Source organism: Pseudomonadota bacterium (genome assembly GCA_039193195.1).
Taxonomy (GTDB): domain Bacteria; phylum Pseudomonadota; class Gammaproteobacteria; order Steroidobacterales; family JBCBZW01; genus JBCBZW01.
In genome coordinates this window covers 1-12,478 of the sequence record JBCCWS010000009.1, presented here as the reverse complement: position 1 = coordinate 12,478, position 12,478 = coordinate 1, and the positions used below count along the sequence as shown (strand labels likewise).

Here is a 12,478-nt window from a genome sequence, read left to right as displayed (position 1 = left end):
GACGCCTCATTCTCCGATCGACGTCCTCCTCTACAGAAAATCCGAAGTCGCCGCCAAAAGCGGGATTTTCCCTCCGATCCCGCTTTCGCTACCGGATTCGGATTGATAGGACGGGGGCGGGCTCTCCCTTGTGAGGGCCGTATGTCGTCCTCGCCTAAGGGAGGTGACGACCGTGTCCGCAAGTACGTCGCAAGCCGTTAACAATCCGCCTATTTCTCCGCCTATCGCCGCGCCGATTGTCGACGCTGAACCGGGTGACTCGGTCGATTGGGGCCGCGTTTTCTTTTCGCTTTACGAGCAACTCGATGCGCGCGCGGAGCGGCGCTTTCGGTGGAGTCCGGACGGTGCTGCCGCGTTCGACTACGCGCTGTGTGCGCTCAGCGAAGATGGCTGGGCCATCTTGCGCAGCAGCTATCGGCAGGTTGGCGCGCCCGAGGCTTTTTTGGCCACCTGTTTTTATAGGCTACTAGAGAACTACGCCAGAGCAAAGATGGGGCGGCGCCGTCCCCCGGCCTGGGTGCAGCGGCGCGGCGCCCTGTGGGTTCGCGTGTTCAGCGCGCGTGTCCAGCACGAGCCAGACGAGGCGATCATCAAGCGTGTAAGCCGCGGCGATGAGGTCATCCAGGCAGAGGTGGTCGCGATCCTTCGCGAACTTAAGACAGCCGGGGCGGGCGCTGGCCCGCCTTGTGGGGAGGTACTGCTCGGCGTTCCCCTAGAGCTTGCTGTTCAGCACAAAGGCTTGCTGGAAGACGAGCGGGAGCTGCTGTTGTCGACGCTCGGCCGCTTGGCCAGCAGCGCGAACCGGCACCATCACCCGTCCAGCGACGACGACACCCTGTCCACCCGTGCATACAAGCGTGCGCTCGACGCGCTATGCGCGCGTGTCCACCTCGACGAGAGCCAGCGGCATCTGCTCACCCTGCGCGTGCAGGAGGGGTCTTCCTTTCGGGTGATCGGCGAGCGCCTGGGCTGCGGTCGACGGGTCGCTGAGCGGCGCTTTAAGTCGTTGATTACGCAACTTAAAGACGCCTTGCGAGACTGCGGCATCGACGGCGCTAGGGAGTCCTGAGGCCTGTAGGGAGCGCCCTCAGGGCAGCGCTCGCTAACACCGTCGCACGATCTTGCGAGCGCCTCCCGGCGATCGGTGAAGGAGCAAGTACTCGACCATCGCTGTGCTGACAGAGGCCAAAGAAAAAGAATGGGCGGGATAAGCACCACAGGAGACAACACAATGAGCAAGAAAAAACAGACTGACCCGAATGAGGTCCCCGGCGCCGTTCCGGTGCGCGTTACCGTCCACGATGTTCACGGCAGGCCGCTCGTCGCCGCCGCTAAGGTCGAGCTACGCGCACACGATCGTACCTATGCGCTCGACCAAGTGGGCGCCAGCGCCGCCTACGAAGTACACGCGCCCGAAGGCACCTACACCCTACACGTCGCGTGCGCAGCGGGGCTCTCGCCCGCACGTTCACTAGAGGTCGGGGCGGCGGGGGCCACCGCCTCGGCGTATGTGGGCGATCCGGACTGGCCGTTCTACCGCCTCGGCCAAAACACCGTGCCGTTTGAGCCGCCGGGCGATCTACTCGCTGTCTGTTTCCCCGCGGGCCAGCCGGACGCCAAGAAGGCGGATAGGATCTGCTCCAAGATCCTCAAGACGCTTCCCCTCGATCCCGCGCCTCTGGACGGGCAGAGCGGGGAGGAGGATCAACCTGCGTTCATCCAGGCGCAAGGCGCCGTTTGGACCTTCCGCTGCACCGATGATGACACGGACGCCGCGCGCGCCGAACTTCATCACGCCATTCGCAAGATAACCGGAGATCAGGCACGGATCGGCGTCCCCACCGATCTTACGCCAGGCAGCTGCAAGGTGATCGACAATCGCTTCGTCGTGCGCTTCCGCGAGGGGGTGGAGCGAGCGCAGGTCGACAAGCTGGTCGCTGAGGCCGGTGGCACGATCCTGCGCGGCTTCCGCCAGGCCCGCAACGGTTGGTTGATCGAGCTTCCTCCAGGGGACTATCGGCAGCATTTGGCGATCATCGAGCAATGGTACCAGGATGACCTGCTGGTCTACGGTGAGCCCGACATCATGGCGGAGATCACCGACGATGCCTTCCCGCAGGACGCACCGGACGATCCCACCTACGCCACCCAGGCCAACCTGACGTTGCAAAACGTCGACATCGCCTGGCAGATCCTCAACAGTGCGGATCCCGACCATACGCTCGGCCGACCTCAGATCTACATTGCCTCCCTCGATCGCGGCCTCGACACGGATCATCCTGACATCGGCGGCAACCTGACCGATGGCACCAACCAGGTGGCGCGTTGCTACGATTTCTCAGGCTTGCGCGAGTGCACGGTGGCCGGCTATACGCCGGACACCGATCACGGCATGGGCGTTTATGGGATCATCGCCGCCCGCACGGACAACAACACGGGCGTCGCAGGCATCGCCTCGAATACCCATCAGATCGTGATGGAACGCCCCAGCCTCACCGACGCCAACTACCCCGATGTGCTGCTGTGGGCCGCCGGCTTTAGCACCGGCAACAGCAGCAGCGGCTGGCCAGCGGAGCCACTCCCGAACGGCGCAGACATCATCAGCTGCTCCCACGGCAGCAACGGGCTGGCCCTCTCCGGCATCATGGACGACACCTTCCAGGACCTCGCCAACAACGGTCGAGGCGGCCTCGGCACGGTCGTGGTCTACTCCGCCGGGAACGACAACACGTTGATCACGGGCTTTCGTACCTGGGCCGCGCACCCCGACACGATCGCCGTGGCCAACTCGCTGCAGCCAGACGGTACCGGTGTCGAGCGCAAGGCGGGCACCTCGAACTTTGGACCTGAGATCGACGTGTGTGCCCAGGGCGCCGGCGCGCCTTCGCTCGATGCGTCCGGTGGCGAACAGAGCTTTGGCGGCACCTCGGCCGCCGCGCCCACGGTGGCCGCCGTGGCCGGGCTGATGCTCTCGAACGACGACTCCCTGTCGCGTGCCGCCGTGCGCGACCGCCTGCGCAACACGGCCGTGCAGATCGATGCGGCCAACACCGACCCCGTCGGGCAGTGGATCGGCGGCTTCAGCCAGTGGTACGGCTTCGGCCGCATCAATGCGGCCAGTGCCGTGTGCGGCGTCGACCCCACCGTGACCCTGGATTCGCTGAGCATCAACTTCAACGACGTGCCTGAAGGGGAGACGACGGTGCGTGCCGCTGACTTCACCGTGCAGTCCTGCGAGCCGGTCACCTTGACGATCGTCGCCGGGCCAAGCGGTCCGTTCTCGACGCCCCTCGGCATCACCGAGACGCTGGGTTTCTCGGCGGACCTCGGGCCACGGCCCGCGAAGCTCTGGCTCGCCTACACGGCCACCAACGACGGCGACACGGCGAACGGCAGCGTTACCATCGAATGGGTCGAGACCGGCCAGCAATGGACCATCCCGATCAGCGCCAATACGGTGACGCGCCCCACGGTGGCCGTCGAGCTCGTGCTGGACCAGTCCCAGAGCATGGGCTGGGCGTCGGGCCTCTCGGATCTACCGAAGCGCGTGGACGTGCTCAAGGCCTCGGTGCCACCGCTGCTCGAGGTGATTCAAGAGGACAATGCGATCGGCATCGTTAGCTTCGACCACGACGCTTACGACGTCATGCCCGTCACTGTCGCCGGCGTGCCCGTGTTCGGTGCCGGTCGCGCCGCCGCCAAGATCGCCGTAGAGGGCCATACGCCTAACCCGGCTGGCGCCACCGCCATCGGCGACGGCGTGCAGCAGGCGCAGGGCGCGCTCGCCCCGCAGACGAGCTACGACGTGCGCGCGATGATCGTGTTCACCGACGGTCACGAGACCGCCGCCGACTACATCGCCGACGTCGATCACATGATCGACGACCGCGTGTACGCGATCGGCCTCGGCACCGCCGATGTCATCCAGCCGACGGCGCTGACCGCCTTGACCAACGGCACCGGCGGCTACCTGCTGTTGACCGGCGATCTCGCCGGCGACGACTACTTCCTGTTGGCCAAGTACTACCTGCAGATCCTCGCCGGCGTCACCAACGAGGACATCGTGCTCGACCCCCAGGGATTCCTCGGCGCGCGCCAGCAACACTGCATCCCCTTCAACCTCACGGAGACCGATATCACCAGCGACGTGATACTGCTCACGCCCGCGCCGGAGGTGATCTGCTTCTCCCTGCTCACGCCCGACGGCGAGCTGCTGACCCCGAGCGTCGCCAGCGCCCTGCCAGGCACCGAGTACATCTCCGGCCAGAACACGAGCTACTACCGCATGAGCCTACCGGTACCGCTCGGCGCCGGCGCGGCGGCGGGGCAATGGCGCGCGGTGCTGGAGATTGACGATCGCGCCTACAAGCGCTACCTCAGTCGGCTCGAGAAGGAGAACTTCGCCCTCTACGAGCAAACCCTGCAGCATGGGATCCGCTATAGCCTAAACGTGCACAGCTACAGCAACCTGCGCATGCGCGCGAGTTTGGCGCAGACGGGCTACGAGGCGGGTGCCGAGATGAGCGTGCAAGCGGTGCTGACCGAGTACGGTCTACCCGTGGAGCAACGGGCGAGCGTGCACGCCGAAATCACCCGACCCGACGGTACGCAGGTGAGCCTGCCCCTGGTGGAGGAGGAGCCCGGCGTGTTTCGCACCAGCACCACGGCGACGGCGAACGGCGTCTATCGCTTCCTCCTGCGGGCCAAGGGCAACACGCTGCGCCAGCGGCCCTTCACGCGGGAGCAGATCGTGACCGGCGCCGCCTGGCACGGGGGCAACCACCCGCCGCCCACGGGCCGCGACGAACCCGATGGCGCCACCGAGCGTTGGTGCCGCTTCCTGGAGTGCTTGCTCAAGCAAGTGGAGTCGTCGCCGAAGGCGAAGGCGTGGTTGGAGCGCTGCGGCCTCGAGCCGAAGCAGCTGCAGCGATGCCTGGAGGTGCTCTGCGATCCACGGCAGACGCCGGTCGCCTCATCGTCGCCGTTCCTGCGTGCGGCCCCGTCGCTTGAGTCAGTGGCGATGCTGCGCCAACTCGTCGACGCGCTTGAGGACTAACAGCGCGCCCGGGCGCTTTCTCCCTAACTATGGATGGCCGCGACGTGCGGCCATCCGCCCGGCAGCGGCTATCGAGGGCAGTGGAGGGAGACCCAATTGCCAACGCAAGGTTGAGTCTTGTCGGGAGTTCAGCTCGAGGGTTCGCCTGTTTCGCTCAATCCTGCTTTAAACGACGGACTCCATGCCCGGGATCAGCTTTAGCAGTCCTGGGCTTTCAGTGGGCGGCCAGCGCCGCGCGCAACTTGCCTCGCAGGCGGAAGGCGTAAAGCGTGGGAATCAGCGCGATCAGTAACCCGACGCCCAGACCCTTGGCCATGAAAATCTTGGTCATGCCCGTATCGATATCGTGGCGGTGATTCCACAGCTCGACGATTTTCCCGTCCTCAACGCGGAACACATTGATGATGGGAATGTCCGTGCTGCCGAACAGGAGCTTGCCGAAGAGGGTCTCGGGCTCGTAGCGCCAGGTCCAGCGGGTGGCGACCAGGTCGCCCTCGGCGATCTGGTAGTCGAGGGAAGATGCGGACATGTCGCCGTTGTCCCAGAACTGATCGGCGATCAGCTTCTGCTCCGCGGCGGGCTCGGTCACGCCCTTGCGATCGCCGATGTCGTGGGCCACGTAGTTAGGCGCCAGGTACTGCTCGTAGCGGTCCGTGCGGTCGTTGAACCACAGGTCGTCGTAGAAGCCACGTGCCAGGGCCTTGTTGGCTTGCGTGATCGAGGCGTCGTCCGCGTTCCCCGTTGGGGCTTGGGCGTAGGCCGCCGCTGCCGTGGTGATGATCAGTACGATTAGCGCGCGCATCAGCAGCACTCCTTTTGAGCCGTGGTGGGTGAAGGGAGTGTAGCTTGATACCGCGCTTGGCTCGCCGGGTCTTCCCCTGCTCAGTCCCGCGCACGAGGGCGTGGGACTAGGAACGCAACGTGCAGGCGAAGGCGATCATCAGCTCCACTGCCAGGGCGATCTGCGCGCTAGTCGAGGGCAAGCCATCGATGATCAGGCTGAGCTGTGCCGCAGCCTTCTACGGGCATTATGTCCCGCCGTCGGGCGCTGCAATAACGCAAACGTGTGTCAGTGCACGCAGGCCGCTCGGTGGAGCAGGTAGGGTTCGGCAGTCGGGGCGATCAGCGTCGCACCCGGGACAGTCGCTCTCATACTACCGTCGCTCTCAGGTGCCTCCATGCTTCTTTCTCACCCCGTTTCCCCCACGCGTCGGCTCGGTACCCTCGCCGTGCTGGCAGGGCTGCTCGCCGGTTGTGCGCACATGGACGAAGAGCAGTGCCAGCTCGCGGATTGGCGCACGATTGGCTTCGAGGACGGCGCCCGGGGGCTCGATGCGTCCCGCATATCGAAGCACCGCGAGGTGTGCGCCCGGCATGGGGTATCGCCGGACCTGGCCGCGTACCAGGATGGCCGAGAAGCGGGTTTACGCCAGTTCTGCCGTCCAGCTAACGGCTTCGATCAGGGCCAGTCCGGAAATGCCTACCGGGGCGCTTGTCCGGCTGATCTGGAGGCGGACTTCCTGATGGGCTGGAACGCCGGGAGGCAGATCTGGGAGGTCGCGTCGGCCGTGCGTGAGGCGGAACAGCAGTTGCAGCGTAGGGAGTCGCGCTTGGCCTCGGTGAAGGAAGATGTGCAGGAGGCGGAGGCCGAGCTGATTCGGGACGGCGTGACGGCCGATCGCCGCGCCGAATTGCTCGCGCAGGTGAAGGCGCTGGCGGAGGAGCAGGGGGCGCTGGAGAGCGAGATCACCGAGTTGCTAATCGAACTCGATCGGCGCGAGGAGCGGCTGGCCTACGAGCGTGCTACAGCGCGGTGGTAGGGTGAGACGGCGACGCAAGTTGCTGCCCGCCGCCCCCACTTAGCTGCATCCTCTCCCCGCCGAGGCCGCAGGTGTTCTGCTGTTGCGGCAGCGAGGCCGCTCAGCTGACGCGCGTGATCGAGAAGCGCAGGTCCATCCCATCGATCTGCGCGCTCAGCTGATCCGGCTGTCCTTTGGCGAAGGACGTCGCCAGCACTTCGCCCGCGATGTACTGCGCATGCTCCATCGCTGCCGTCGCTAAATCGCCCTCGGCCGCGTACACCACCTCGATGCGATCGCTCACCTCCAGGCCCATCTCCTTGCGCGAACGCTGGATGCGATTGACGATCTCACGGGCGTAGCCGCCGCGGATCAGCTCCGGCGTGAGCTTGCAGTCGAGGTCCACGGCGATACGCGCGTTGGACACCGTGTTCGTGCCCGGCTTCGCCTGCTGCAAAACCTCGATCTCCTCCGTTGTAAAGGTCTCATCTTCGAGGGTGATTTCCCCCGCAGACTGCAACTTGCTGATCTGCTCGTGGCTCAAGGATCGGATCGCTTGCTGGAAGGTCTTCATGCGCTTACCCAAGCGCTTACCCAGCAGCTTGAAGTTGGGCTTCGCCACCAGCTCGATATAGGCCGACTCATCGCTGTCGTAGCCTACCTCGCGCACGTTCAGCTCCTCGCGCAGGTAGGACTCGAGCGCGCGCATGTCGTCCAGCAGGTGCGTGTCGCGACTGACGACGGTCAGGCTCACTAGGGGCGTGCGCAGGCCGATCTTCATCTCCTCGCGCTTCTGACGACCTAACAGAATCACCTGCTGCATTCGGTCGACGGCCGTCTCCAGGTCCGAACGAATGAGCGACTCGTCCGCCTTCGGGTAGTCGCATAGGTGCACCGACTCCGGCGATGGCGCCGCGCCAGCGCCTGCAAGACCCGCCAGCTGGCGGTACAGGTGCTCCGAGAGGAACGGCGTGAAGGGTGCCATTACCTTGGATAGTTCCATCAGGGCCGTGTACAGCGTCGCGTAGGCCGCCTGCTTGTCCGCCGTGTTCTCCTCGCCCCAGTAGCGCGAGCGGTTTAAGCGTATGTACCAGTTGGTCAGATCTTCGATGAAGTTGAAAAGCTGCGGCACGACGTTGTAGAGGCGGTAGGCCTCCATCTCCTCGGCGATGCGAGTCTTCAAGGTCTGCAGGCGGGAGATGAGCCAGGCGTCCAGGACGTTGTCGCTCCCCGCGTGGGTGGTGCCCGGCGACCAGCCGTCGATCTCCGCGTAGGTCTTGAGGAAGGAGAAGGCGTTGTACCAGGGCAGCAACGCGCGACGGGTCATGTCGCGCACGCCGCTGTCCGCAAAGCGCTGCTCCTCGCCGCGCACCAGCCCCGAGTTGATCAGGTACAGGCGCAGGGCGTCCGCACCGTACTTTTCCATTAGGTCGTCGGGCGGCGTGTAGTTGCGCAGTCGCTTGGACATCTTCTTGCCGTCCTGCGCCATCACCATGCCGTTGACGATCACGTTCTGGAACGCCGGCTGATCGAAGATCGCCGCCGCCAACACCGTGAGCGTGTAGAACCAACCGCGGGTCTGGTCCAGGCCCTCGGCGATAAATTCCGCCGGGAAGCCCTCCTGGAAGAGCTCCTCGTTCTCGAACGGGTAATGCAGCTGCGCGTAGGGCATCGAGCCCGACTCGAACCAGCAGTCCAGCACCTCGCTGATGCGCGCGTAGGTGCCCGCCTCGCCGTCGACCGTGAAGGTCAACGGATCGACGTGTTCGCGGTGCAGATCTGTGACCGTGACGCCCGTCGCCTCGGCCAGCTCCGCGATGGAGCCGAAGCACTTCATGCTGCCCGTCTCATCGTTGATCCAGATGGGCAGGGGCGTGCCCCACACACGGTTGCGCGAAATCGCCCAGTCGATGGCGCCCTCAAGCCACTTGCCGAAGCGGCCGTGCTTGATGTGATCCGGCACCCAGCGGATTTGCTCGTTGGCGTCGACCAGCTTCTCCTGAATGCTGGTGACACTCACGAACCAGGACGGCACCGCTAGGTAGATGAGCGGCGTGTCCGAGCGCGGGCAGAAGGGATAGCTGTGGTCGATGACGTCCTGCTTGTAGAGCGCGCCCGTGTCCTTCAGGCGGCGGATAATCCCCTTGTCCGCTTCCTTCACGTGCTGACCCTGGTAGTCCGGCACCTGGGCCGTGAACTCGCCGTTTACCGTGACCGGCGCCGCGAAGGCCGAGATGTCGTGGGCGCGCAGCACGCGGTAGTCGTCCTCACCGAAGGCCGGCGCCTGGTGCACCAGCCCCGTGCCGCTGTCGGTGGTCACGTAGTCATCGCTCACCACCACGAAGGCACCCTGCTCGCGCTGGTCCGCGAAGTAGGGGAAGACCGGGTCGTAGGCCTTGCCGACGAGAGCGTCGCCGCTTAGGCGCTCAAGGACCGTTAGACGCTCCTCGCCCCCGTAGGCCTCAAGGCGCGCCGATGCCAGGTACAGGCGCTGCTGGGTCTGCTTGTCCTCCGCCAGCACGTACTCGATATCCGCGCCCACGCAGACCGCCAGGTTGGACGGCAGGGTCCAGGGCGTGGTGGTCCAGATGGCCAGGCTCGCCCGCTCGTCGCGCAGGGGCATCAGCACCGTGACCGCTGGGTCCTGCACGTCGTGGTAGTTCGAGGTGGCCTCGAAGTTCGACAGCGGCGTGCCCAGCGCCGTGGACACCGGCATGACTTTCACGCCCTGATAGATCAGGCCCTTGTCCCAGAGCTGCTTAAAGGCCCACCACACCGATTCCATGAACCAGGGGTCCATGGTCTTGTAGTCGTTGTCGAAGTCGATCCAGCGCCCCAGGCGGGTGATCGTGTGGCGCCACTCCTTCACGTAGCGCTGAACGATCGCCCGGCACTCATCGTTGTAGCCCGCAATCCCCAGCTTCGCCACCGCCTCGTGGGCCGACATGCCCAGCTGCTTGTCGATCTCGTGCTCGATGGGCAGGCCGTGGCAGTCCCAGCCGAAGCGGCGCTGGACGTAACGACCCTGCATCGTCCAGTAGCGCGGGACGATGTCCTTCAGGGTGCTTGCCACCAGGTGGCCGTGGTGGGGCAGGCCGGTGGCAAACGGGGGGCCGTCGTAGAAGATGTACGGCTTCGCGTCGCGGGTCCGCTCGAGGCTGCGCTCGAAGGCGCCGGTGCGCTCCCAGAAGGCCAGGATGGCGTGCTCCATCTCGACGAAGGAGAAGGTGGCGGAGTCTTGGGGTTGCTCGTCGGATTGGTTATCGGATGGCGCCATGCGCTGCGGGCCTTTGGGGTCAGGGTGTTGGGAAGGGCAGCCGCCTATGGTACTGGTGGAGCGGTGGGGGCTCCAAGGTCACGGGTTTGGAGGGACCTGGGGCCATTGGTGAAGCGATGCAAGTGCGGCTAAGGCGCGCGATCTACCGGACTCTCGATGGCTCCCGCGCGATTGCGGACCACGTGAAGGTAGATTTCGGTGGTCCGGATGTCCCGGTGACCAAGGAGGGATTGGACGAGTTTGATGTCGTAGCCCGTCTCCACCAGGCGGGTGGCGAAGGAATGGCGAAACGTGTGGCAGCTCGCGCGGCGGCGAAATCCGGACGCCCGGATGGCGTTGGCGACCGCGCGCTGGACCGCCGACCGGTGGACGTGGTGGCGTCTGACAACGCCGCTGCGAGGGTCCGGCGCTAGCTGAGTAGCAGGGAACAGGAACTGCCACGGCGTGCTCTTCGCCGCCCGCGGGTACTTCCGCGCAAGCGCATCCGGCATCCAGACCTCGCCGTAGCCGCGGTTTAGATCGTAGGCGTGGAGCTCTTCGACCTCTCGGATCTGCTCTTCCAGCACCTCGTCTAGCGAGGTAGGCAAGAGTGTTGCCCGTTCGTTGCCCCCCTTTCCGTCGCGGACGGTAATTTGGCGGGAGACGAAATCCAGGTCTTTGATGCGCAGGCGTAGTGCCTCCGAGACGCGTAGGCCCGACCCGTAGAGCAAGGATCCGATGACTTTGCCGGTGCCTGTGAGTTCGGCGATGACTGCCTGGGCCTCGGCGTGGGTAAAGACCGTGGGCATGCGACGTTGGCGCTTGGCAGGGCGGTAGTCCAGGTGTCCCAAAGGGGTTCGTAGGTGGCGGTGGTATAAGAATACGATAGCGTTGAGCGCTAGGCGCTGGGTCGCTACCGCGCACTGTTGGTTCTCGGCAAGGTCGCCGAGGAACTGCTCAACCTCGGCCGGACCTAGTTCTGTCGGGTGGCGGCGATAATGGAAGCGGATGTAGCGAAGCGTCCAGTGGACGTAGGTCTTCTCGGTTTCGTAGCTCAGGCCGTTGGCGCGAATGGTCAGGCGAAGCTGGTCCATGAAGCGGGGAGGGTTTTGGGGTACGGCTGGGCGGATGTCCTGCATGATGTCCTGGGATTGGGGTCGAGGATGGAGAGTGTCGCGTGTTGCGACATTTTCCCACGCGATATAACCCGCATGCTGATGGAATTTTCGCTGTCCTCGCAGGGATTTGCGATTGGTAGGTTGTGGCCCAGGAACGTGGAAAGGTCGCGTGGGAAATTGATGCGCTTGCGCCAAACTTCGGAGACTGCAACCGAGGCCTCGTCGGTCAAAGCTGTCGGCAGGTCAGAGTGTTAGTAGCTCACTTGCGGAAAACCAGCCTGGGATTACGTCGCGTGGGAAATTGTCGCGGTGTCGATAGAATTGGCTGTTAGGCTGCAATGAACGGTCGCAACGTGGCTCTGGTTGGGTGTATTGCCGTGGTGGCAGTCATTGCCCTTGCTGTGGCCTCGCATATCCGCACTAGAGTGAGTTGGTACCACGTTGGGGATACGCTCTACGTGGACAATCTGCTGCTCACTTGCTTTGCGGGGACACCGGTATACACCCGTAGATCCGGGCCAATCGGCATTGATGTTAGCGAGCCGATTTTCTCTAGGCTAGAGGTGTATCTTGCGTGTATAGCGGCCGAGCGATTCGAGGATAGTGCTCTTGAGGAGCGTGCTCTCATAATAGGCGAGGGTTCGGAAATGCCGACCCTGGTCCGATTGGTTGACCGGCACAGCTGGTGTAGGCACCCCAACTTCTCACCTACACAACGGAACCACTGCCGCACAGCAAACCAGAAGGCCGTAGACTGGATGCTGCACCGTGGGGCTGAGATCAGTCCGGCAAATGGATGTGTTTTTCTTCTTGGGGCGTTTCGTGCCCTTGATACCGAGATGTTTGCGTTTCTGCTGTCCCGAGGTGCGGATCCTAAGTGGACTTGTAGGAACGCGCTTGTATCGGACGCTCCCATGACGGTGATTGAGGCGCTCGAGTCGCTCCTTAGCGAATATCGGATGCCGCTGGACGAGGAGGAGGAATGGTCGCTATCCCCAGATAATGATAAGGCCTACGTGGATATGATCGAGTCGGCCAGGAAGTACCGAGATGAAGCGTAGCAAGGGTGGCAGTTCCCGGAAGGTGACGTGCCTGAAGATCATCGCGTTGCAGCCTAACCCGGCGTACATGGACTCCTCCCGCAAGTGGCAGTCGAGCTTTTTGGATCTAGGCGTAGACAGAGAAGCGGCTGCAGTCGTACATCCGGCCTGTTGATGAACCGCGTTGCCCAGTTGCCTTAGGGCTTCAG

The 12,478-nt window shown here is 64.2% G+C and carries 7 protein-coding genes; 4 read left to right on the top strand and 3 right to left on the bottom strand.

The genetic code is table 11. The features are described from left to right. Positions 1–172 precede the first annotated feature (172 nt). On the top strand, positions 173–1,069 hold the full coding sequence (locus AAGA68_10170) for a hypothetical protein (protein MEM9385415.1): 897 nt from the start codon (positions 173–175) through the stop codon (positions 1,067–1,069). Positions 1,070–1,231: 162 nt separating this feature from the next. Continuing rightward, on the top strand, positions 1,232–5,056 hold the full coding sequence (locus AAGA68_10165; GenBank protein ID MEM9385414.1) for a S8 family serine peptidase: 3,825 nt from the start codon (positions 1,232–1,234) through the stop codon (positions 5,054–5,056). A 214-nt stretch (positions 5,057–5,270) separates the two neighbouring features. Here the strand turns inward: AAGA68_10165 and AAGA68_10160 are convergent, their stop codons facing one another. Then, positions 5,271–5,858 (bottom strand): nuclear transport factor 2 family protein, encoded by a 588-nt coding sequence (locus tag AAGA68_10160; protein ID MEM9385413.1) that lies wholly within the window; start codon positions 5,856–5,858, stop codon positions 5,271–5,273. A 376-nt stretch (positions 5,859–6,234) separates the two neighbouring features. Here AAGA68_10160 and AAGA68_10155 point away from each other — a divergent pair, with 376 nt between their 5' ends. Then, a complete protein-coding gene (locus tag AAGA68_10155; GenBank protein MEM9385412.1) occupies positions 6,235–6,876 on the top strand; it encodes a DUF2799 domain-containing protein in 642 nt (213 codons plus the stop codon). Between the two features lie 100 nt (positions 6,877–6,976). Here AAGA68_10155 and ileS read toward each other — a convergent pair whose 3' ends face one another. Together ileS and AAGA68_10145 are read right to left on the bottom strand one after the other, a co-directional pair. Continuing rightward, the gene (gene ileS, locus AAGA68_10150) at positions 6,977–10,132 is read right to left on the bottom strand and encodes an isoleucine--tRNA ligase (protein ID MEM9385411.1); all 3,156 of its coding nucleotides are present in this window, start codon (positions 10,130–10,132) and stop codon (positions 6,977–6,979) included. Between the two features lie 128 nt (positions 10,133–10,260). Then, positions 10,261–11,250, bottom strand: a complete 990-nt coding sequence (locus AAGA68_10145; protein MEM9385410.1) for an integron integrase — start codon at positions 11,248–11,250, stop codon at positions 10,261–10,263. 317 nt (positions 11,251–11,567) lie between these two features. Between AAGA68_10145 and AAGA68_10140 the strand changes: the two genes are divergently transcribed. Further along, positions 11,568–12,290: a hypothetical protein gene (locus AAGA68_10140; protein MEM9385409.1), complete on the top strand. Its 723-nt coding sequence runs from the start codon at positions 11,568–11,570 to the stop codon at positions 12,288–12,290. Positions 12,291–12,478 lie beyond the last annotated feature (188 nt).

Coding starts and splice junctions, on each gene's coding strand:
- AAGA68_10160 (MEM9385413.1), bottom strand. CDS start 5,858: ATGCGCGCGCTAATCGTACTGATCATCACCACGGCAGCGGCGGCCTAC.
- AAGA68_10165 (MEM9385414.1), top strand. CDS start 1,232: ATGAGCAAGAAAAAACAGACTGACCCGAATGAGGTCCCCGGCGCCGTT.
- AAGA68_10155 (MEM9385412.1), top strand. CDS start 6,235: ATGCTTCTTTCTCACCCCGTTTCCCCCACGCGTCGGCTCGGTACCCTC.
- ileS (MEM9385411.1), bottom strand. CDS start 10,132: ATGGCGCCATCCGATAACCAATCCGACGAGCAACCCCAAGACTCCGCC.
- AAGA68_10145 (MEM9385410.1), bottom strand. CDS start 11,250: ATGCAGGACATCCGCCCAGCCGTACCCCAAAACCCTCCCCGCTTCATG.
- AAGA68_10140 (MEM9385409.1), top strand. CDS start 11,568: ATGAACGGTCGCAACGTGGCTCTGGTTGGGTGTATTGCCGTGGTGGCA.